The following is a 21,095-nucleotide window of genomic DNA, read 5'->3' on the forward strand; positions in this document are numbered from 1 at the left end:
GACCTTGTCGGCGAACGGTAGATTGGGCAGGTCATGACCTTGCAGCCCCTCGCGTCTCTCGTAGCCACCGAACCGACTCTCGCGCAGGCGCTGGCCGACCGCCTCGACGGACGCCAGGAGCTGCACCTGCGGGCCCCGGAACCGCTGCGCCCCTTCTTGGCCAACGCGCTGGCCCAGCAGTCCTCGGTGCTTGCCGTGACCGCGACCGCACGCGAGGCCGAGGACCTCACGACCCAGCTGGGCGAGCTGCTGGGTGCCGAGTCGGTCGCCTACTACCCGGCCTGGGAGACGTTGCCGCACGAGCGCCTGTCCCCGCGCTCGGACACCGTCGGCCGGCGGCTGGCCGTGCTGCGCCGGCTGGTCCACCCGACCGCGCCCGGCGCGCTGGACTCCGAGACCGCGAGCGGGCCGCTGCGTGTCGTGGTGGCCCCGGTCCGCTCGCTGCTGCAGCCGCAGGTCAAGGGACTGGCCGATCTCGAGCCCGTCGAGCTGCGCAAGGGCGACGAGGTCGCTCTGGAGCAGGTGGTCCGTGACCTCGCGGGCGCCGCCTACTCCCGCGTCGACCTGGTGGAGCGGCGTGGTGAGTTCGCCGTGCGCGGCGGGATCATCGACGTCTTCCCGCCCACCGAGGAACATCCCCTGCGCATCGAGTTCTTCGGTGACGAGGTCGACGAGATCCGCCGGTTCGCGGTCGCCGACCAGCGCACGCTCGAGGCGGTCACCCACGTGTGGGCCCCGCCGTGTCGCGAGCTGCTGCTGACCGACGAGGTGCGCGCAAAGGCCGCCGAGCTGGCCGCCGCCCATCCGTCGCTGGCCGAGATCTTCTCCAAGCTGGCGGAGGGGCACGCCGTCGAGGGCATGGAGTCGCTGACCCCCGTGCTGACCGACGAGATGGAGTCGTTCGTCAACCTGCTGCCGGAGCGGTCGGCGATCGTGCTGATGGACCCCGAGCGCATCCGGGCCCGTGCCGCCGATCTCGTGGCGACCAGCGAGGAGTTCCTCCAGGCGTCGTGGGCGGCCGCCGCCGGCGGTGGTGAGTCGCCGATCGACCTCGGTTCCGCGGCGTTCCACACGCTCGAGGAGGTGCGTGAGGAGACGCTCGGCCTGGGGCACACCTGGTTCACCCAGTCACCGTTCGGTCTGGACGACGAGGGTGACGAGGCGATTCGGACCGTCGACATGGAGCCGTCCGCGGCCTACCGCGGTGACACGACGGCGGCGCTGACCGACATCCGCCGCTGGACCGAGAGCGGCATGCGGGTCGTCTTCGTGGCCCCGGCGACCGGGCAGGCCCAGCGCACGCTGGAGTGGCTGACCGACGGTGGGGTGGCCGCCTCGCTGGACGACACCGTCACTGGTCCGTCCGCCCGCGTCGTGCAGGTCAGCATCGGCGAGCTCGAGCACGGCTTCGTCTCCCAGCCCCTGCAGCTGGCCGTCATGACGTACGACGACCTGGTGGGGCAGCGCGCCGCTGACCGCACCGAGCGCAAGATGCCGGCCCGCCGCCGCAAGCAGGTCGATCCGCTCGAGCTCAAGACCGGCGACTTCGTGGTCCACGAGCAGCACGGCGTGGGCAAGTACGTCGAGCTGATGCAGCGCGTCGTGCAGGGTGCGGCCCGCGAGTACCTCGTGATCGAGTACGCGCCGTCCAAGCGCGGGCAACCGGCTGACCGGCTGTTCGTCCCGATGGACCAGCTCGACCAGATCAGCCGGTACGTCGGCGGCGAGTCGCCGTCGCTGGACCGCCTCGGTGGTGCCGACTGGACGACCCGCAAGAACAAGGCGCGCAAGGCCGTCCGTCAGATCGCCGGCGAGCTGATCAAGCTCTACGCCGCGCGTCAGGCGACCAAGGGTCACGCCTTCGGCCCCGACACGCCCTGGCAGGCCGAGCTCGAGGACTCCTTCGCGTTCGTCGAGACGCCCGACCAGATGGTCACGATCGACGAGGTCAAGCGCGACATGGAGCGCAGCGTCCCGATGGACCGCTTGGTGTGCGGCGACGTGGGCTATGGCAAGACCGAGATCGCAGTGCGTGCGGCGTTCAAGGCGATCCAGGACGGCAAGCAGGTCATCCTGCTCGTCCCGACGACCCTGCTCGTGCAGCAGCACTACGCGACGTTCGCCGAACGGTTCGGCCAGTTCCCGGTCACGATGAAGCCGCTGTCGCGGTTCCAGACCGAGAAGGAGAGCAAGGAGACGCTCGCCGGCCTGGCCGACGGCTCGATCGACATGGTCATCGGCACCCACCGGCTGCTGCAGCCCGGCGTCAAGATCAAGGACCTGGGTCTCGTGATCGTCGACGAGGAGCAGCGGTTCGGCGTCGAGCACAAGGAAGCCATGAAGATGCTGCGCGCGGCGGTCGACGTCCTGTCGATGTCGGCGACGCCGATCCCGCGAACCCTCGAGATGGCCATCACCGGCATCCGGGAGATGTCGACGATCGCGACCCCGCCGGAGGAGCGGCACCCCGTGCTGTCGTTCGTCGGGCCCTACGAGGACCGCCAGGTCATCGCCGCGATCCGCCGCGAGCTGCTGCGCGAGGGGCAGGCCTTCTACATCCACAACCGGGTCCAGAGCATCGACAAGGCCGTCGCCAGGATCAAGGAGCTCGTGCCTGAGGCGCGCGTCGCCGCGGCCCACGGCCAGATGGGCGAGCACCAGCTCGAGGAGGTCATGGTCGACTTCTGGGAGAAGCGCTACGACGTCCTGGTCTGCACCACGATCGTCGAGTCCGGCCTGGACGTGTCCAATGCCAACACCATGATCATCGAGCGCGCCGACACCCTGGGCCTGTCGCAGCTGCACCAGCTGCGCGGCCGCGTCGGACGTTCACGGGAACGCGCCTACGCCTACTTCCTGTACCCGCCGGAGAAGCCGCTGACCGAGACCGCGCACGACCGGCTGGCCACGATCGCCCAGCACTCCGAGCTGGGCGGCGGCATGGCGGTCGCGATGAAGGACCTGGAGATCCGCGGTGCGGGCAACCTGCTCGGCGGCGAGCAGTCCGGGCACATCGCCGATGTCGGCTTCGACCTGTACGTGCGGCTGGTCGGCGAGGCCGTCGCGGAGTTCCGTGGCGATGCCGAGCCTGAGCGCGAGGTCAAGATCGAGCTGCCGATCGAGGCCCACCTGCCGCACGACTACGTCGGCAGCGAACGCCTGCGACTCGAGATGTACAAGAGGCTCGCGGATGTCCGCGCGCTGTCGGACGTCGACGAGATCCGCGTCGAGCTGGTGGACCGCTACGGCGAGCCGCCCGAGGCCGTCGACGTCCTGCTGGACGTCGCCCGGTTGCGGGTCCGGGTCCGCGAGGCCGGCCTCAGCGAGGTCACCGCGGCCGGACCGAACATCCGGTTCAGCGGTCTCAAGCTGGCCGACTCGGCGCAGATGCGCCTGTCGCGCGTCTACCCGCGCAGCACCTACAAGGTGGCGGCCGAGGTCGCACTGGTGCCGCGTCCGAAGACCGCTCCGGTCGGCGGCACGCCGCTGGTCGGTCGTGAGCTGCTGGAGTGGACCCGCACGGTCATCGACACCCTCGTCCCCGCGGCGGTCCCCGCCCCCGCCGTCTGACCCACCCACCCGCTGAGTGGGACGTTTCCGCGCGTCGTCACGCGGCGGCAGACGCGCAGAACGTCCCACTCAGCGGGTTCAGCCCTCTTCGCGCAGGCGCGGGGGAGTGGCGTTCTTGGGCCGGATGCCGTGCTTGTCGGCGTAGAACTCCCGGACGATGTCCATGTCGGCGGTGACGTCGTCGCTGGCCAGGAAGGTCGGGCCGAAGCCCATCGTCCGGGTCGGCGGGTCGAAGAAGGCCAGGGTGATCGGCAGGCCGGTCTCGCGGGACAGGCGCAGGAAGCCGGACTTCCAGTACTCACCCTTGGAGCGGGTGCCCTCGGCGGCCAGGATCAGACGGAACGACTCGCCCGACCCGGCCTCGTCGACCAGCTCGCGGACGACCGTTCCGGCGTTGTCACGGTCGAGCGGCACGCCGCCGAGCGCCGTGATCAGCCAGCCGAGCGGTCCCTTGAACAGCTGCTTCTTGACCAGAACTCGCGGGTGCGCGCCGCCGTGCCACATCACGAGCAGCATCGTGACGAAGTCCCAGTTGGACGTGTGCGGCGCGCCGACCAGGATTCCGGTCTGCGGCACCTCGCCCACCATGCGGTAACGCATCAGCCGGACGATCGTGCGGGCCAGTCGCTGACGAATCATGCGACAACCCTATGGCTAGGCGGCGCGGGGTTGTTGTCGGGTGAATCTGGCGTGGCGCCTGGGTCTCTGCTCGGGGTCGATGCGGGGTGGCGGGATGATCTCGGGGATCCCGTCGGCTCCCATGCGCGCTTCCCACTCGCCCTCGTGGACCAGAAAATGATGGAAGTGGCACAACAGGGCCGCGTTGTTCAGGTCTGTCGGCCCGCCCTCGGACCAGAAGCTCAGGTGGTGCGCTTCGCACCATGCCGGGGGCCGGTCGCAGTCGGGGAACACGCATCCCTTGTCGCGCACGGCGAGCGCGAGGCGCTGGTGCCGGTCGTAGAGTCTTTTCGTCATACCGTGGTCGATGACCCGGGTCCCGTTCTCCAGGTACAACGCCACCAGGTGCGCGTTGCACGCCAGCCGTTGGGCCTTCCGCGCTGACATCGTCGTGCCGGAGGTGTTCTCGGCGACGCCTTGCCCGGTCCGCAAGTCGTCGACGTCCACGGTGACCGCGACGGTCGCAGCCAAGCCACCCGCGACCGGCAGCGAGTCGGTGGGCAGGTGGGTGATCAGCTCAGTGAACGCATGCCCGAGCTTGCGGTCCCTCGGCAGCGCCAGCCAGTCGTCGGCGCCCATGCCGTGGTGCTCAGCATTGGCCGCCGTGCGACGTGGGGCGATGATCCCCTCAAGCGCTGCGCGCAGGGTGTCCGCATCGGCCTGCGGGATGATGAACGACCCCCGCGTGGTGCCGTCGCCGCGGTCCTTGACCGACATGCGCGTTGCGTCCCAGGCCTTCTGCTCCTGCTTGCGCAGCTGCTCACCGAGGTGCTCGTCCGCGCCGTCTGGGTCGATGACCTCCAAGACGCGGTTCGCGAGTCGCTTCAGGTCGTCCAGGCCGTATTCGCCGGCCAACCGGATCAGATGCGCCTCGGCGTCAGCCCGCTCTTCGTCACCACACCAGTCGGGCAACGCGTCGATGGCCTTCATGATCACGGCCGCCTGATCCGTGGACAGGTCACCGGCAGCCCAGGCCGCTTGAGTGGCCTCCACCCCGCTCACGCGAGCCAGCCCGACGAGCTTGGCGGCTTCGCCCTTGCTGATCCCCGTCGCACCCGCCAACCACACTGTCGTCGACGTCGCGCCGTCATCCTTGGCCAAGCCCATGTCCTCCGCGCACCCAGCAAGACGCGACAACGCCGCGTCCAGGCAGGTGCGGGCCTTCACGACCGCGAGCGCGACCTGCTTGACCTCGCCACCGGTCAACATCCACGGCTCGAGCGCGGCAAGATCGTCAGTGAGGGACGACAGCTGCTCGACGATCATGGACGGACTCCGATGGACTAGAACATATGTTCGATCCTAGTCGGTGACCGAAGGATCCGCAACCCTCTCGGCCCAAGAAAATCCTGGAATCCCAGGGAGGAATGGCGTCATCGTTCGTGGCCGACCGACTGCTGGTGTGGCCGCCACCACGTCGCGCACGGTTGCGAATCGGAACCGTCGTACTAGCGTTCTCGCATGGCCAATGCCGGGACATGGAAGCAGCTCGTCCGTACCAAGAATGTCGATGACGTCATCCACCAGAACGACGACGATCCCTCCGGGGATGACCACCACGCCCGGCTGAGCCGCCGGCTGACGGTGTGGGATCTCATGGGATTCGGCATCGGCATCGTGATCGGCACGGGCATCTTCACCCTGACCGGCACCGCCGCGAAGGACAACGCCGGACCTGCGGTCATGATCTCGTTCCTCATCGCCGGCATCGTGGCGATGCTCGCCGCGCTCTGCTACGCCGAGCTCGCGGCAGCCGTGCCCACCGCCGGCAGCTCGTACACCTACGCGTACACGACGATCGGTGAGATATTCGCCTGGATCATCGCGTGGGACCTGATCCTGGAGTTCGCGCTCGGCGCCGCCGTCGTGGCCCGCGGCTGGTCGGGCTACCTGCAAGGCGTGTTCGACCTGCCGAAGGCGTTCTTCGGCGAGGACGACAGCGTGGTCAACCTCGGTGCGGTCTTCATCGTCATCGTGCTGGGCATCGTGGCCGCGATGGGCATCCGCGAGTCCAAGCTCGTGACCAACTCGCTGGTGGTCATCAAGGTCTCGATCTGCCTGTTCATCATCGCGGTCGGGCTGTTCTACGTGAACATGGACAACCAGAAGCCGTACATCCCGCCGAGCGAGAAGGTCGAGGGGGCCAGCGGTCTCAAGCAGCCCCTGTGGCAGTGGGTCACCGGCGTCGACCAGACCGCCTACGGAGTGACCGGCGTGCTCGTGGCCGCCGCGATCGTCTTCTTCGCCTACTCGGGGTTCGAGGCCGTCGCCAACCTCGGCGAGGAGACCAAGAACCCCGGCAAGGACATGCCGCGCGGGCTCATCGGCACCCTGATCATCTGCACCGTGCTCTACGTGGCCGTCTGCTTCGTGCTGACCGGCATGGTCAAGTACACCAACCTCAGCACGGGCGAGCCGCTCGCCGACGCATTCGACCAAGCGGGTCTCGGCTGGGCCAGCATCATCATCGGGACGGCCGCGGTCGCGGGCCTGACGTCGGTGATCCTGGTCGACATCGTCGCGATGGGCCGCATCGGCTTCGCCCTGTGCCGCGACGGCCTGCTGCCGCCCGCGATCGGTCGCATCCACCCCAAGTTCCAGACCCCCGTGGTGATCACGGTCGGGACGACGGTTGCCGTCGCGATCCTGGGAGCCTTCGTCCCGCTCGCCGTGCTGGCCGAGATGGTCTCGATCGGCACGCTGTTCGCCTTCCTGGTGGTGTCCATAGCCGTGGTCGTGCTGCGCCGCACCAAGCCGCGCATGAAGCGACCCTTCCGCGCACCGCAGGTGCCGCTCATGCCGGTCGTCTCGGGAGTGCTGTGCATCGCGCTGATGACGAATCTGGCCGTCGAGACGTGGCTGCGGTTCCTGGTCTGGCTCGCGCTTGGCCTGCTGGTCTACTTCGCCTACGGCCGCAAGCACTCCCGCCTCGGCAAGAGCGAGACCACCAGTACCCTGTGACCATGGTCACCCGAACGCGCGGAGTCGTGCTCGCCCTCGCAGGCCTCTCACTGGCGGCCTGCGGCAACATCCACCCCGGAGCGGCGGCTGTCGTCGACGGCAAGACGATCTCGATGCAGACGCTCGACAAGACCGCTGACGCGTACTGCGCGATCACCGCCAACGCGGCTCGTCAGCAGGGGGTCACGACGGTCAGCAACTCCGACGTGCGCCGGCAGGCGGTCGTGGGTCTGGTGTCGCTGGTTGTAGCCCGAGACCTCGCCGAGAGCGAGGGGATCACCATCCCGAAGGCGAGCTATCAGCTGACCGCCGAGGAGCGCGACCAGATCGAGGCGGTGTTCCCGGACGCCGACACCGACGAGATCGCCAAGGTCATCGAGGACAACCAGGAGGTCTCGGCCATCTCGATCGCCCTCGCCGAGAAGAACACCAACCAGCAGGCGACGGCGCAGAACCAGGAGCAGTTCGCCGAGCTGGGGCAGCAGGAGATCCTGAAGGCGTTCGGGGCCAATGACGTGTCGTTCGCCCCGCGGTTCGGCCTGGACGCCAAGGCTCAGGAGCGCGCCGAGACCGGCTCGCTCTCTGTCACCGCGGTCGACCTGGATGCCCCGGTCGACGAGGAGCTGCCCCGGTCGCTGCGTTGCGCATGATGCGCGTCCTGGTCCTCAGCCACCGCGTCGCGCCGGGGATCCTGACGCTGCCCGCGTGGGACGCGCTGCGGGAGGCGAGTGTCGTCCGTGCTGCCGTGGATGATCCGCACGTGCAGGCGATCGTCTCGGCCGGCATCGCGGTGCAGGTGCTGGACGGCCCTCCGCCGTACGAGCCGGGCTCGGTCTGGATCGCCCCCACCGGGGACGCCGTCCTGGCGCAGGCCGCCGCCGACGAGCTGGAGGGGGCCGGCCGGGACGTCGAGGTGCTCTTCGGCTCCTACGACCTTCCCGGCGCCGGGGTGCTGGACGTCGTCGAGGTCATGGACCGGTTGCGGCGTGAGTGCCCGTGGACGGCGCAGCAGACCCACGAGTCCCTGGCGCCGTACGTGCTGGAGGAGGCCCAGGAGACCTACGAGACGCTGGAGGCCGGTGACTCCGAGCACCTGCGCGAGGAGCTCGGCGACCTGCTGATGCAGGTCGTGTTCCATGCCCGCATCGCGGCCGAGGCCTCCGCGGACGAAGGGGAGGGCTGGGACATCGACGACGTTGCGGCCGGCATCGCCGCCAAGCTCGTGCGCCGCAATCCGCACGTGTTCGCGCCGGAGACCCTCGAGAGCCTGCCGACCACGGCGGCCGAGATCGACGCGCAGTGGCAGGCCATCAAGGCGCAGGAGCGATCCGGCGGCGAGGCGAGTCCGGGCGTGGACACACCGGGACTACGCTGACCCTGCACGTTCTTTCACTCATGAGGAGCAGTCTCTTGGCACGCATCGACGCCGTCGGAGCACGGGAAATTCTGGATTCACGGGGCAACCCGACCGTCGAGGTCGAGGTCGCCCTCGACGACGGCACGATCGGGCGCGCTGCGGTGCCGTCCGGCGCCTCGACCGGTGCCTTCGAGGCCGTCGAGCTGCGCGACGGTGGCAAGCGCTACCTCGGCAAGGGCGTCCGCAAGGCCGTCGCCGGTGTCAACGACACGATCGGACCGGCTCTCGTCGGCTTCGACGCGGACGACCAGCGCGCGATCGACATGGCGATGCTCGACCTGGACGGGACGCCCAACAAGGCCAACCTCGGTGCCAACGCGATCCTGGGCGTCTCGCTGGCGGCCGCCAAGGCTGCTGCCGACTCGGCCGACCTGCCGCTGTTCCGCTACGTCGGTGGCCCCAACGCGCACGTGCTGCCGGTCCCGATGATGAACATCCTCAACGGTGGCTCGCACGCCGACTCCAACGTCGACATCCAGGAGTTCATGATCGCGCCGATCGGCGCCGCCACGTTCTCCGAGGCGCTGCAGCAGGGCGCCGAGGTCTACCACAGCCTCAAGTCGGTCCTCAACGAGCGCGGCCTGTCCACCGGCCTCGGTGACGAGGGCGGCTTCGCCCCGAACCTGGACTCCAACCGGGCCGCGCTGGAGCTCATCTCGGTCGCGATCGAGAAGGCCGGCCTGAAGGTCGGCACCGACATCGCGATGGCTCTCGACGTCGCCGCGTCGGAGTTCTTCAAGGACGGCGCGTACGCCTTCGAGGGCCAGCAGAAGTCGGCCGAGGAGATGTCGGCGTACTACGCCGAGCTCGCCCGCGACTTCCCGATCGTCTCGATCGAGGACCCGCTGGACGAGGACGACTGGGCCGGCTGGACGACGCTGACCGAGACGATCGGCAACGATGTGCAGATCGTCGGCGACGACCTGTTCGTCACCAACGTCGAGCGCCTGACCCGCGGCATCTCCGAGGGTGCGGCCAACGCGCTGCTCGTCAAGGTCAACCAGATCGGCTCGCTGAGCGAGACCCTCGACTCGGTCGACCTGGCGCACCGGCACGGCTTCGCGTGCATGATGAGCCACCGCTCGGGCGAGACCGAGGACACCACGATCGCCGACCTCGCGGTCGCGACCAACTGTGGCCAGATCAAGACCGGCGCGCCGGCGCGCTCGGACCGCGTCGCGAAGTACAACCAGCTGCTGCGCATCGAGGAGATGCTCGGCGTGGCGGCGTCGTACGCCGGCGCCTCCGCCTTCCCGCGGCTGGTGCTCTGACGCATGCCAGCACGTTCACCCCGCGGTCCCGCCCGGCCCCCATCGCGGAGGCCGGCCGGGACGCGAGGTGGGCGTCCGGCCTCCCGCATCGGGGGTGCGGCCTCGTCACGGACGACCGTGACGGCCCGGCCCCCGGTCAAGCCGACCGCGGGCTCCGGTCCGCAGCTGACGACCCGCGCGATCATCCTGCTGTCGGTCGTCCTGCTGCTGATCGCCTCGTACACCTCCACGCTGCACGCTTGGTGGCAGCAGCGCTCCGACATCCAGTCGACCAGGGCCGAGATCGTCATGCGCAAGCAGGCGATCGCCGAGCTGGAGGACCAGATCGCCCGGTGGGAGGATCCTGCCTACGTCAAGCAACAGGCCAAGGAGCGCTTCGGCTGGGTCTCGCCCGGCGAGGTCGGCTACCGCGTCATCGGCAGCGACGGCAAGGTGCAGGGCACTGACGTCCCGACCCTCGACGCGCCCACCTTGGCGGCGCCCCCCGCCTGGTACGACAAGCTGTGGGGCAGTGTGAAGGAGGCCGGCAAGGAGCCGGCCCCACCCAAGACAAACGATCCCGATCCGGACAAGGTGCTGAAGTAGTTGTGACTGTCGACCAGACCGACCTCGACGCCGTCGCCGAGCAGCTCGGCCGCCCGCCGCGCGGCATCCTCGAGGTGATGTCGCGCTGCCCCTCCGGCCACCCCAACGTGGTCAAGACCGAGCCGAGGCTCGACGACGGGACGCCGTTCCCGACGATGTACTACCTGACGTGCCCGCGTCTTGCCGGTGAGATCGGCACCCTCGAGGCGTCGGGGCTGATGCGCGAGATGACCGAGCGCCTGGCCACCGACGCCGAGCTGGCCGCTGCCTATCGCCGCGCCCACGAGGAGTACCTCGCCGAGCGCGAGGCGCTGGGGCACGTGCCCGAGATCGACGGCATCACCGCCGGCGGCATGCCGACGCGGGTCAAGTGCCTGCACGTGCTGGTCGCCCACTCCCTGGCCAAGGGACCGGGCGTCAACCCGCTGGGCGACGAGGCCCTGGAGATGCTGGGGCACTGGTGGGACGGCAACTCCTGCGGGCCCGGCTGGGTCGAGCCCGAGCCCACCGACTGACCCCTGCCCCACCAGGGACGGTTTACCACGGTCCCTCCGCAAACCGCGTCCGCCCACGGAAAATTTGCATGGGGAGGACGCGGTTTGCCGCGGGCGGACGTCCGAGGGCTCCAGTTTGCCTGGGGACCGTGGTAAACCTCTAGGAACCGGGTCTTTCGCGTGCTGGCCATGATCATGTGGCTCGCCCCGATCGGCGCGTTCGGCGCGATGGCCGCCGTCGTCGGCGCGACCGGCGCGGACGCGCTCAAGAGTCTGGCGACGGTCATGATCGCCTTCTACATCACCTGCCTGCTGTTCGTGCTCGTCATCCTGGGGACGCTGCTGCGCGTCGTCACGGGCGTCAGCGTGTTCGCGCTGCTGAGGTACCTGGCCCGCGAGTTCCTGCTCATCGTCTCGACGTCGTCCTCGGAGTCCGCGCTCCCGCGTCTGATCGCCAAGATGGAGCACGCCGGGGTGTCCCAGACGACCGTGGGCGTGGTCGTGCCGACCGGTTACTCCTTCAACCTCGACGGCACGGCGATCTACCTGACGATGGCGTCGCTGTTCGTGGCCGAGGCGATGGGCGAGCCGTTGTCGATCGGTGAGCAGATCTCGCTGCTTGTGTTCATGATCATCGCGTCCAAGGGTGCGGCCGGGGTGTCCGGTGCCGGTCTGGCGACACTGGCCGGTGGTCTGAACTCCCACCGGCCCGAGCTCGTCGACGGGGTCGGGCTGATCGTCGGCATCGACCGGTTCATGTCGGAGGCGCGTGCGCTGACCAACTTCGCGGGCAACAGCATCGCGACCGTCCTGGTCGGTCACTGGACGGGGACGCTGGACCGGGCGCAGCTCGACGCGGTGCTGGCGGGCGAACGTCCCTTCGACGAGGCCACCATGGTCGACGACACCCCGTCCGACGACGACACCCCATCCGACGAGGAGGCGCCCCGCCCGGCCTGAGCCGGCCCGGTAGGGTCGGCGCATGCCTGAGCCTCGCTCCCGCGTCGCCGCGATCGACTGCGGCACCAACTCGATCCGGCTGCTGGTCAGCGACATCGACGGCGACGAGAAGACCGACCTGCTGCGCGAGATGCGCATCGTCCGCCTCGGTGAGGGGGTCGACCGGACCGGCCACCTCAGCGAGGAGGCCATCCAGCGCACCCTGCAGGCGACCCGCGAGTATGCCGAGATCATCGCGATGTTCGGCGTCACCCACATCCGGTTCTGCGCGACGTCCGCCGTGCGGGACGCCGACAACGCCGTGGAGCTGGAGGACGCCGTCGAGGGCATCCTGGGCGTCCGCCTGGAGGTGCTGGCCGGCCTCGATGAGGCGCAGGCGTCCTTCGTCGGTGCCACCCGGGACCTGCCGGGCGGGCGCACCCTGGTGGTCGACATCGGCGGAGGTTCCACCGAGCTCGTGGTCGGCACGGGCGACGACATCGAGTGGTCGGTGTCTTTGGACATCGGCTCGGTCCGGCTCACCGAGCGCTTCCTGGGCACCGATCCCGCGTCGGTCGCCGATGTCACCGCCTGCATCGAGCACGTCGACTCGGTGCTGGCGCCCGTCGTCGAGCAGATCGCGCCGGTCGACACGTTCGTCGGCGTCGCCGGCACCATCACGACCGTGGCGGCACACTCCCTGGCCCTGCCGTCGTACGACTCGCAGGCGATCCACCTGGCACGGCTGCACCTGACCGACGTGAGCGCGGCGTGCCTGTCGCTGGTGCAGATGTCGGTGGCGGACCGCCGCCGCCTGCCGTTCATGCACCCCGGACGTGCCGACGTCATCGGCGGAGGGGCCATCATCCTCGACCGACTCGTGGCACTGCTGCCGCTGCGCACCGACACGCTGGTGGTCAGCGAGCACGACATCCTGGACGGCATCGTCTGGGGCACGGTGTCCACCCCCTCCTGACCGTCCTGCATGATCGAGACATGACCCCACGAACGCTGCACGTCACGGTTCCCGACGAGGGCTGGGTCGACAGCCTGGCCGATCTGGACGGCGTCGACCTGACGGTGTGGGACATGGTGACGCCGCAGCCCGACCGCCACGTCGACCTCGCGGTGCGGCCCTACACGACGCTGGCGGACGGTCTGGCCTCGCTGGACCCCAGCCGCCTGTCGGTGATCCAGTCGCAGGCCCTGGGCTACGACGGGGTGGCCGACACCCTGCCGGCAGGTATCACCTACTGCAATGCCGTGGGCGTCCACGAGGAGTCGACCGCCGAGCTGGCGGTGGCGCTGCTGCTGGCCTCGCAGCGCGAGGTCGACCGCTACGCGCGCGAGCGCGGCGAGTGGAACCGTCACTTCACCGGCAGCCTGATCGACCGGCGGCTGCTGATCCTGGGAGCGGGTGGCATCGGGGTCCAGCTGGTGAACCGCCTGGACGGCTTCGGTGCCGAGCTGGTGCGCGTGGCCCGGCACCGCCGCACCGACGAAAGAGGCGTGATCCACGGGCAGGACGAGCTCATGGAGCTGCTGCCCACGGTCGACGCGGTGCTGCTCGCCGTGCCGCTGACCGACGAGACGACGTCCCTGGTCGACGATGACTTCCTCGCCCGTCTGCCCGACGGTGCGATCGTCGTCAACGTCTCGCGCGGCAAGGTCGTCGACACCGACGCGGTCGTCCGCCAGGGCGGACGGATCCGCCTCGCGGCCGATGTCACCGATCCCGAGCCCCTGCCGTCCGAGCACGCCCTGTGGCTGACTCCCGGCGTCCTGATCTCCCCGCACGTGGGCGGGATGTCCTCGGCGATGCGTCCGCGCATCGAGGCCGTGGTGCGTCGGCAGGTCGCGCGACTGCTCGGGGGTCTGCCGCCGGAGGACGTTGTCCTAGGCTGAGGTCCGCGCTCCCGTAGCCCAATTGGCAGAGGCAGATGGCTTAAACCCGTCACAGTGTGGGTTCGACCCCCACCGGGAGCACCCAGGGACATCTATCGAGGGAGCGAACACCATGGAGACACGCACACTGGGACGTACCGGACGAGACGTCTCGATCGTCGGTCTCGGAACCTGGCAGCTCGGCGCCGACTGGGGTGACGTGACCCGTGAGGACGCCATCGAGGTGCTGGACGCTGCTGTGGCCGGCGGGGTGACCTTCTTCGACACCGCGGACGTCTACGGCGACGGGCGCAGCGAGCAGCTGATCGGGGAGTACCTGCGCAGCCGTCCTGAGCTGGACGTCTTCGTGGCGACCAAGATGGGCCGCCGGGCCGAGCAGGACCCGCAGCACTTCACGCTCGAGAACTTCCGCGAGTGGACCGATCGCTCGCGGCAGAACCTGGGGGTCGACACCCTCGACCTGGTGCAGCTGCACTGCCCGCCGACGGCCGTGTTCTCCGACGACCGGGTCTTCGACGCACTCGACACGCTGGTCGAGGAGAAGGTCATCGCCGCCTACGGCGTCAGCGTCGAGACCGTCGACGAGGCACTGACGGCGATCGCCCGGCCCCACGTCGCCAGCGTCCAGATCATCCTGAACGCCTTCCGGCTCAAGCCGCTGGACGAGGTGCTCCCGGCCGCCCGCGAGGCCGGCGTCGGCATCATCGCGCGGGTGCCGCTGGCATCGGGCCTGCTGTCGGGCCGCTACAGCGAGGACACCACGTTCGCCGCGGACGACCACCGCACCTTCAACCGGTCCGGTGAGGCCTTCGACGTGGGCGAGACGTTCTCGGGCGTCGACTTCGCGACGGGTGTGCAGGCCGCGCGCGAGTTCGCAGATCTGGTGCCCGAGGGCGTCCACCCCGCCCAGGCCGCGATCGCCTGGATCCTGGCACAGCCCGGCGTGACCGCCGCGATCCCCGGCGCACGCAACGTCAGCCAGGCGCAGTCCAACGCAGCGGCGGCGGACGTCACCCTGCCGGACGGCTTCGACGCCGGCGTTCGTGACATCTACGACCGCCTGCTGCGCGACGCGATCCACCCGCGCTGGTAGGCGCTGGCGAGGTGATCTTCTCGTCGCCCGACCCCGCCGGCGACCCGTACCTGGCCCGGGCGGTGCTGTCGCTGCAGCGGGCCTCTTATGCCGTCGAGGCGGACCTGATCGGGGACCACAGGCTGCCGCCGCTCCAGGAGGACCAGCACCAGCTGGCCGCCTGGCGGGGCCGCTGGGTGCTGGCGTGGGACGGTGTCGACCTGGTCGGCGCCGTCGCGTGGTCGGAGACTGAGAGCCACCTCGAGATCGAGAAGCTCATGATCGGTCCCGCGGCGATGCGTCGCGGCATCGGGTCCGCGCTGCTGGGCCGGGTCGTGGCCTGCGCGTCGGGTCGCCGCGTCCTGGTGACCACCGGTCGCGACAACGTGCCTGCCGTGTCGCTCTACCGCAAGCACGGCTTCGCCCACGAGGCGGACGTCCGGGTGCCTCCCGGCATCTGGATCAGCCGGCTCGCGCTGGCCGGCAGTGCCTGAGCTAGTCCTGCTCGATGCGCAGGGCGGCCCAGGCGTCGTCCAGGATGACCGACTCGTGGGCATACCAGCCGTAGTCGGCGGTGAGCTCCTGGATCGCGTCCTCGTCGATGTCGTCCTCGCCGATGGGGTGGGCGATCCACACGACGGGAATCGATCCGAGCTGGGGCAGGACGTCGTCGAAGCTGTCGGCGAGCGAGGTCCGGTCGCTGGCGAACAGGACGGCGGCGTCGACCGACTCGGGCTCCTCCTCGTCGCGGACCTCGATCATGGTGGCGCTCTCGGGCATCGGATCGAGCAGCGACAGCTCCTCGATCGACGTCCCGATGATCCACACGACGAATCCCTCGCTGATGCGCAGCTTCTCCGCGTTCGTCAGGTCCACGGGCATCATCCTAGGGGGTCGCGGCGTACCGCCACGAGATCTCGGATCTCCCGGTCGACGCCGAGTCCCTTGCCCTCGAACCGCGTGACCGGCCGCCCCTCGAAGCGCGGCGCCCAGGTGCCGGAGAACTCGAAGTCGGGGCTCTGCTCGAGCACCTCGAGCATCTGGTCGGCGTAGTCCTGCCAGTCGGTCGCCAGTCGCCAGATGCCGCCCGGCTCCAGGACCCGGGCGGCGAGCCGTGCGAACTCCGGCGTGATCAGGCGACGCTTCTGGTGGCGCTTCTTGTGCCAGGGGTCGGGGAACCAGATGCGCAGCTCGTGCACCGAGCCCTCGGGGATCATCGTGCGCAGCGCCTCGGCGGCGTTGACCACCATCAGGCGGATGTTGTGGACGCCGAGGTGGCGCATCGTCACGAGGGTCTGGGCGACGCCGGGGACGTAGACCTCCAGGCCCAGGAAGTCCATCTCGGGGTGCTCCTGCGCCGCATGGACGAGGGCGTCGCCGCGTCCGCTGCCGATCTCGACCACGAGCGGGGCCTTGCGCCCGAACAGCGCCTCGGCGTCCAGGACGTAGTCGGGATCGACCGATGTGCTCATCCCGTTGTCGGGCACCTCGACGACGTAGGTCTGGGCCACGGCGTCCCACGCGGCCTGCTGCCGTTCACTGAGTCGCCCGCCGCGGCGGGCGAAGGAGACGGGTTCGGTCCGGTACTGCGTCGGTTCCACCGCGCTAGCCTAGACGTGTGGACATCGATCCCGACACGAAGGACTGGACCTGGGTGCTCGAGCGCCCGTGTCCCGACTGTGGCCTCGCGGCAGGGGAGGTCGTGCCGACCGAGGTGTCCGCGCGGGTGCTGGCGGACCTGCCGCGGTGGGAGGACGTCCTGCGGCGGGCCGAGGCGCGGGTGCGGCCTGCCCCAGCGATGTGGTCGCCCACTGAATACGCCTGCCACGTCCGCGACGTCTTCGTGATGTTCGACCAGCGGGCGCGCATGATGCTGACCCAGGACGACCCGCTGTTCGCCAACTGGGACCAGGACGAGACGGCGCTCGAGGACGACTATGCATCGCAGCTGCCGTCGGAGGTCTCGACACAGCTGGTCGCGGCCGGCCGGGCGATCGCCGCGACGTTCGACGGCGTGCTGGCCGATGAGTGGAACCGGACGGGTCGTCGCAGCAACGGCTCGACCTTCACCGTCGGCACGCTCGCGCAGTACTTCGTGCACGACATCGTCCACCACTTGCACGACGTCCGCGGCTGACGCGTCGCACCCGTTCGCCCGCTATGAACGTTGCACAACCCAACCAGTCAAGCGGGATCAAAAAGGCTGTCACGGGCGTTCGGTAGAGTAGACGTAACGACTCCACCTTTTCGGAGCCATCCCACGGAGGGAAATAATGAAGAGCAGCAACCCTGTCTTCGCCCGCAGCGCCGAGTTCAACGGTCGCGGCAGTGCGACAACAGTCAACGATCCGTCCCAGTGGCAGGTCGACCTGAACGGTTCGCCCGTCTCGTCGCCGACCCACACCGAGCCGGGCGTCGGACGCATGACCATCGACTCCGTCGTGGAGAAGACAGGTCTGACCCTGGCCCTGCTCACCGTGGCGGCAACCGTCACCTGGTTCGCCATCGGTGACGTGATCGACCCGACCACCGGCGAGGCCACGATGGGCAAGGCCGCGACCTTCGCCATGGTCGGCGCGCTCGTCGGCCTGGTCCTGGCGCTGGTCAACTCGTTCAAGAAGGTCATCAGCCCCGCGCTGGTCCTGGCCTACGCGGTGTTCGAGGGCGTGTTCATCGGTGCCTTCTCCAAGGTCATCGCGGCCTACGTCGGCGACACCTCGATCGTCTTCCAGGCCGTGCTCGGCACGGTCGTGGCCTTCGCAGGCACCCTGGCGGCGTACAAGTTCTTCAACATCCAGGTGACCGACAAGTTCCGCAAGATCATGACGATCTCCGGTTTCGCGATCGTCGGCGTCCTGCTGATCAACCTGCTGCTGAGCGTCACCGGTGTCTTCGAGTCCGGCGGCCTGCGGGGCTTCAACACCCTCGGCCTGCTCGTCTCGTGCGCCCTGGTGGTCTACGCGACCTTCATGCTGATCATGGACTTCGACTACGCCGAGAAGGGCATCGAGGCCGGACTGCCCGAGCGCGAGTCCTGGCGAGTGGCCTTCGGCCTGACCGTCACGCTCGTGTGGCTCTACATCGAGATCCTGCGCATCCTCGCGATCCTGCGTGGAGACAACTGATCTGCAGCACCACCCACGACGATGGCCGGCTCCCGCGAGGGGGCCGGCCATCGGTCTGTTCCAGGCAGGTGTCGAACGAACAGGTGATCAGGCGCGGCGCCGCCGCAGCACGGTGGCCCAGCGCCGGCCGTGGCCCGCTTCCTGGACGACCTGCGTGCCTGCGTTCTCGGCGGCCTCCGCAGCCGCCGCGTGCACCGACATGAGGTCGCGGGGCGGCTCGGTCGTCGGGTAGCTCGCGTAGGCCAGCAGGCGGTTCTTCTCGCGCAGCGAGGCCGCGACGGCCGGAACCAGCACCGAGACCATGTTGGCGTAGCCCCGCTCGGACGGGTGGAAGTTGTCGAGCCCGAACATGATGTCGCGGTTCTCGACGAACAGGTCGCCCAGGAGATCGGCCAGGGACACGGCGCGACCGCCGGCACCCACCACCGCGATGGTCTGCTTGCGGGCCAGGTTGCGGCTCCACCGGCGAGCGACCGCGCGCAGGGGCTGCATGATCGGGCGGATGGTGCCCAGGTCGGGAGTCGTTCCGACCACGACCTCGCAGCCGGAGTCGACCAGGTGGCGGACGACGTCGCCGAGGAGGCGGGCCGAGGTGCTGGGCGGCACCTGGTGCGTCACGTCGTTGGTGCCGACGACGATCACCGCGACGTGCGGCTCGAAGTCGGCCTCGCGCTCGATCTGGCCCATCAGCTCGGATGTTTGGGCGCCGACGACTGCCTGGCTGCGCACCTCGACGGGGGCGTCCATGACATGTGTCAGCCCGATGCCCAGCATGGCCGGCGGAGTGGAATCGGCGGTTGTCATGCCGTAACCGACCGCGGCGGAGTCACCGATCACCAGCAGGCGGATCGGGGCGCCGGGCAGGTCGTCGCCGTAGATGGCATCCGGGGAAGGGGGGCGGGCGTCTGTCGTGCCGATGGCACGGCGCGCCAGCATGGCCTCGCCGATCAGGAATCCGTAGAACCCCGAGAGAGTGGCTCCCCCTCCGATCAGTGCGGTGGCGGCAGCTCGGCGGGGACGGACCATGTAAGGATTTTAGGGTGCGCTGGTCCCGGGCCGCGTCCGGGAGGGGCGCAGTGAGATGGCTGTCCCGCGAGGAGCGCGCGAGCCCTTGTCGCTCCGGCCAATCCGGTGCTACGGTCGATTTCGGATACCAACAGTATCCGGGGCGAAGGGGATCGGATGCGCAACGACTGGTCGGGGCAGCACTTCCCGCATCCGCCCGGACGCCGCCCGGTCGTCGGTGACGTCCTGGGTGCCGATCCCGCCCAGCCGCTGCAGAGCACGATGCGGCGCGCGGGAGGTCTCGGACCGATCTTCGAGCTGCACGTGTTCGACCAGAAGTTCGTCTTCGTGAGCAGCGCGGAGCTGGCCGCCGAGCTCGCGGACGAGTCGCGGTTCCAGAAGGCTCTCTCGCCGGCCCTGGTCGCGCTGCGGGAGTTCGCCGGGGCGGGCCTGTTCACCGCGTACAACGACGAGACCGACTGGGCGCTCGCGCACGACCTGCTCCGTCCCGCCTTCACCCGCGACTCGATGCGGGGCTACCACCCGATCATGCTCGCAGCGGCGCAGGAGCTGTTCGACTCGTGGGACGCGGGCACCGGCCCCGTCGACGTCGCGGCCGACATGACCAGGCTCACGATGGAGACGATCAGCCGGACGGCGTTCAGCCACGACTTCGGCTCCTTCAGCCGCGCCGAGCCCCACCCGTTCATCCCGGCGATGATCGCGGCCCTGCGAGCCGGTCAGCGCAAGGGGTCGCTCAACGCGATGCCGGGCTCGGCCCTGATGGCCCGCCGGATCGACAAGCGCAACGCCCATCACCAGGCGTACGTCGACCGGTTGCTGGACGACATCATCGCGGAGCGACGGGCCGAGGGCGCCGCGAAGAAGGATGACCTGCTGGGCATCATGCTCGACACCCCGCACCCGCAGACCGGGGAGAAGCTGGACGACCTGAACATCCGGCACCAGATCTTGACCTTTCTGGTCGCCGGTCACGAGACGACCTCCGGCGCGCTGTCGTTCGCCCTGTACTACCTGTCGCGCAATCCGGCGCTGATGGCCACGGCGCACGAGGAGGTCGACCGCATCCTCGGCCCGGACCGTGACGCGGAGCCGACCTTCGAGCAGGTGCCCAAGTTCCGGTATCTGCGCCGCGTGCTGGACGAAGGGCTGCGCCTGTGGCCGACGGCCCCGGCCTTCGCCCGCAGCCCCCGCGCCACGACGACGCTCAGCACCGGACACGTCATGCGGCCTCAGGACTGGGCGCTGGTCATGCTGCCGATGGTGCACCGCGATCCCGCTGTCTGGGGCCCGGACGCCGACGAGTTCGATCCCGACCGGTTCTCGCCCGAGCGGTCCCGCGGGCGGGTGGCCCACAGCTACAAGCCGTTCGGGACGGGGGAGCGGTCGTGCATCGGACGCCAGTTCGCCCTGCACGAGGCGATTCTGGTGCTCGCCCGCGTGCTGCGCCGCTACGACCTCACCCCAGACCCCGGGTACGAGCTGCGGATCACCGAGCGGCTGACCCTGATGCCCGAGGGCTTCGAGCTCTGGCTCAGCCCGCGTCGCTGAGACGGACGCGTCCGCTCTCGTCGATCGGCCAGAACGGGTTGAAGGCAACCTCCCAGGGATGCCCGTCCGGATCGGCGAAGTACCCCGAGTAGCCACCCCAGTCCTGCTCCGCGGCCGGCTTGAGGATCGTGCCACCGGCGGCCTCCACCTCGGCCAGCACCTGGTCGACCTCGTCGTGGGTGCGGGTGTTGAAGGCGATCGTGATGCCGCTGAACGTCGCGCCGGTGTCGGCGACCCGGGCGTCGCCCGCGAGGTCGTCGCGGCCCCAGAGCGCCAGAACCAGTCCGTTCGTGAGCTGGTAGAAGGCGACCTCGGGCTCCGGGTTGCCCTTCGTCCACCCCAGCCCGTCCTCGTAGAAGCGCCGCGACCGCTCCAGGTCGGCGACGCCGAGCGTGATGAGGCTGATGCGCTGCTCCATCCGGTGAGACTACTTCTGCCCGCGCAGACCGTCCACGAGTGGAATCGTCGGGCGGCCGAGCAGATCGTGCAGGTCGCCCGTGG

At 69.4% G+C, this 21,095-nt stretch carries 21 protein-coding genes and 1 tRNA gene; 16 read left to right on the forward strand and 6 right to left on the reverse strand.

The features are described 5' to 3' along the window. Positions 1–33 precede the first annotated feature (33 nt). Complete coding sequence (gene mfd / locus NQV15_RS03575) at positions 34–3,570, forward strand: transcription-repair coupling factor (protein WP_232398231.1); 3,537 nt, start codon at positions 34–36, stop codon at positions 3,568–3,570. Between the two features lie 78 nt (positions 3,571–3,648). Here mfd and NQV15_RS03580 read toward each other — a convergent pair whose 3' ends face one another. Together NQV15_RS03580 and NQV15_RS03585 are read right to left on the reverse strand one after the other, a co-directional pair. Continuing rightward, positions 3,649–4,209 carry a 1-acyl-sn-glycerol-3-phosphate acyltransferase gene (locus tag NQV15_RS03580; protein ID WP_232398232.1) on the reverse strand — a complete coding sequence of 187 codons (561 nt, stop codon included), beginning with the start codon at positions 4,207–4,209 and terminating at the stop codon, positions 3,649–3,651. Positions 4,210–4,224: 15 nt separating this feature from the next. After that, positions 4,225–5,514, reverse strand: a complete 1,290-nt coding sequence (locus tag NQV15_RS03585; protein ID WP_232398233.1) for an HNH endonuclease signature motif containing protein — start codon at positions 5,512–5,514, stop codon at positions 4,225–4,227. A 195-nt stretch (positions 5,515–5,709) separates the two neighbouring features. On the opposite strand from NQV15_RS03585, the gene NQV15_RS03590 reads away from it, so the two are divergent. The 12 genes from NQV15_RS03590 to NQV15_RS03645 all read left to right on the forward strand — a co-directional run bounded on the left by NQV15_RS03590 (position 5,710) and on the right by NQV15_RS03645 (position 15,386). After that, complete coding sequence (locus tag NQV15_RS03590) at positions 5,710–7,209, forward strand: APC family permease (RefSeq protein ID WP_232398234.1); 1,500 nt, start codon at positions 5,710–5,712, stop codon at positions 7,207–7,209. Between the two features lie 2 nt (positions 7,210–7,211). After that, positions 7,212–7,859, forward strand: coding sequence for a hypothetical protein (locus NQV15_RS03595; RefSeq protein WP_232398235.1), 648 nt, complete (start codon positions 7,212–7,214; stop codon positions 7,857–7,859). Next, positions 7,856–8,584, forward strand: coding sequence for a MazG nucleotide pyrophosphohydrolase domain-containing protein (locus NQV15_RS03600; RefSeq protein ID WP_232398236.1), 729 nt, complete (start codon positions 7,856–7,858; stop codon positions 8,582–8,584). The genes NQV15_RS03595 and NQV15_RS03600 overlap by 4 nt, the downstream gene beginning before the upstream one ends. Positions 8,585–8,619: 35 nt before the next feature. After that, positions 8,620–9,897: a phosphopyruvate hydratase gene (gene eno, locus NQV15_RS03605; protein ID WP_232398237.1), complete on the forward strand. Its 1,278-nt coding sequence runs from the start codon at positions 8,620–8,622 to the stop codon at positions 9,895–9,897. A gap of 117 nt (positions 9,898–10,014) precedes the next feature. After that, positions 10,015–10,482 carry an FtsB family cell division protein gene (locus NQV15_RS03610; RefSeq protein WP_232398238.1) on the forward strand — a complete coding sequence of 156 codons (468 nt, stop codon included), beginning with the start codon at positions 10,015–10,017 and terminating at the stop codon, positions 10,480–10,482. A gap of 2 nt (positions 10,483–10,484) precedes the next feature. Next, positions 10,485–10,997 (forward strand): DUF501 domain-containing protein, encoded by a 513-nt coding sequence (locus NQV15_RS03615; RefSeq protein WP_232398239.1) that lies wholly within the window; start codon positions 10,485–10,487, stop codon positions 10,995–10,997. A 159-nt stretch (positions 10,998–11,156) separates the two neighbouring features. Then, the gene (locus NQV15_RS03620) at positions 11,157–11,936 is read left to right on the forward strand and encodes a cation:dicarboxylate symporter family transporter (protein WP_257125089.1); all 780 of its coding nucleotides are present in this window, start codon (positions 11,157–11,159) and stop codon (positions 11,934–11,936) included. Between the two features lie 22 nt (positions 11,937–11,958). Then, complete coding sequence (locus tag NQV15_RS03625) at positions 11,959–12,891, forward strand: Ppx/GppA phosphatase family protein (protein ID WP_232398241.1); 933 nt, start codon at positions 11,959–11,961, stop codon at positions 12,889–12,891. 20 nt (positions 12,892–12,911) lie between these two features. Continuing rightward, positions 12,912–13,820 (forward strand): NAD(P)-dependent oxidoreductase, encoded by a 909-nt coding sequence (locus NQV15_RS03630; protein ID WP_232398242.1) that lies wholly within the window; start codon positions 12,912–12,914, stop codon positions 13,818–13,820. A gap of 7 nt (positions 13,821–13,827) precedes the next feature. Further along, positions 13,828–13,901: transfer RNA gene (locus NQV15_RS03635), tRNA-Leu, on the forward strand. A 31-nt stretch (positions 13,902–13,932) separates the two neighbouring features. Continuing rightward, positions 13,933–14,913: an aldo/keto reductase gene (locus tag NQV15_RS03640; protein ID WP_232398243.1), complete on the forward strand. Its 981-nt coding sequence runs from the start codon at positions 13,933–13,935 to the stop codon at positions 14,911–14,913. A gap of 11 nt (positions 14,914–14,924) precedes the next feature. After that, on the forward strand, positions 14,925–15,386 hold the full coding sequence (locus tag NQV15_RS03645) for a GNAT family N-acetyltransferase (protein WP_232398244.1): 462 nt from the start codon (positions 14,925–14,927) through the stop codon (positions 15,384–15,386). A 1-nt stretch (position 15,387) separates the two neighbouring features. Here NQV15_RS03645 and NQV15_RS03650 read toward each other — a convergent pair whose 3' ends face one another. Together NQV15_RS03650 and trmB are read right to left on the reverse strand one after the other, a co-directional pair. Further along, complete coding sequence (locus NQV15_RS03650; protein ID WP_232398245.1) at positions 15,388–15,768, reverse strand: hypothetical protein; 381 nt, start codon at positions 15,766–15,768, stop codon at positions 15,388–15,390. A gap of 5 nt (positions 15,769–15,773) precedes the next feature. Then, positions 15,774–16,493: a tRNA (guanosine(46)-N7)-methyltransferase TrmB gene (gene trmB / locus NQV15_RS03655; protein ID WP_232398246.1), complete on the reverse strand. Its 720-nt coding sequence runs from the start codon at positions 16,491–16,493 to the stop codon at positions 15,774–15,776. 17 nt (positions 16,494–16,510) lie between these two features. Here trmB and NQV15_RS03660 point away from each other — a divergent pair, with 17 nt between their 5' ends. After that, positions 16,511–17,029 (forward strand): DinB family protein, encoded by a 519-nt coding sequence (locus NQV15_RS03660; protein WP_232398247.1) that lies wholly within the window; start codon positions 16,511–16,513, stop codon positions 17,027–17,029. Positions 17,030–17,165: 136 nt separating this feature from the next. Beyond that, positions 17,166–18,017, forward strand: coding sequence for a Bax inhibitor-1/YccA family protein (locus NQV15_RS03665; RefSeq protein ID WP_232398248.1), 852 nt, complete (start codon positions 17,166–17,168; stop codon positions 18,015–18,017). 87 nt (positions 18,018–18,104) lie between these two features. On the opposite strand, the gene NQV15_RS03670 is transcribed toward NQV15_RS03665, so the two are convergent. Beyond that, positions 18,105–19,043, reverse strand: coding sequence for an SGNH/GDSL hydrolase family protein (locus NQV15_RS03670; RefSeq protein ID WP_232398249.1), 939 nt, complete (start codon positions 19,041–19,043; stop codon positions 18,105–18,107). 156 nt (positions 19,044–19,199) lie between these two features. Here NQV15_RS03670 and NQV15_RS03675 point away from each other — a divergent pair, with 156 nt between their 5' ends. Then, positions 19,200–20,594, forward strand: a complete 1,395-nt coding sequence (locus tag NQV15_RS03675) for a cytochrome P450 (RefSeq protein WP_232398250.1) — start codon at positions 19,200–19,202, stop codon at positions 20,592–20,594. Here NQV15_RS03675 and NQV15_RS03680 read toward each other — a convergent pair. Then, entirely contained in the window at positions 20,578–21,012 is a 435-nt protein-coding gene (locus NQV15_RS03680) for a VOC family protein (protein WP_232398251.1), read from the reverse strand. The genes NQV15_RS03675 and NQV15_RS03680 overlap by 17 nt on opposite strands. Between the last annotated feature and the right edge of the window lie 83 nt (positions 21,013–21,095).

The sequence above is a fragment of the Aeromicrobium wangtongii genome (assembly GCF_024584515.1).
Taxonomy (GTDB): domain Bacteria; phylum Actinomycetota; class Actinomycetes; order Propionibacteriales; family Nocardioidaceae; genus Aeromicrobium; species Aeromicrobium wangtongii.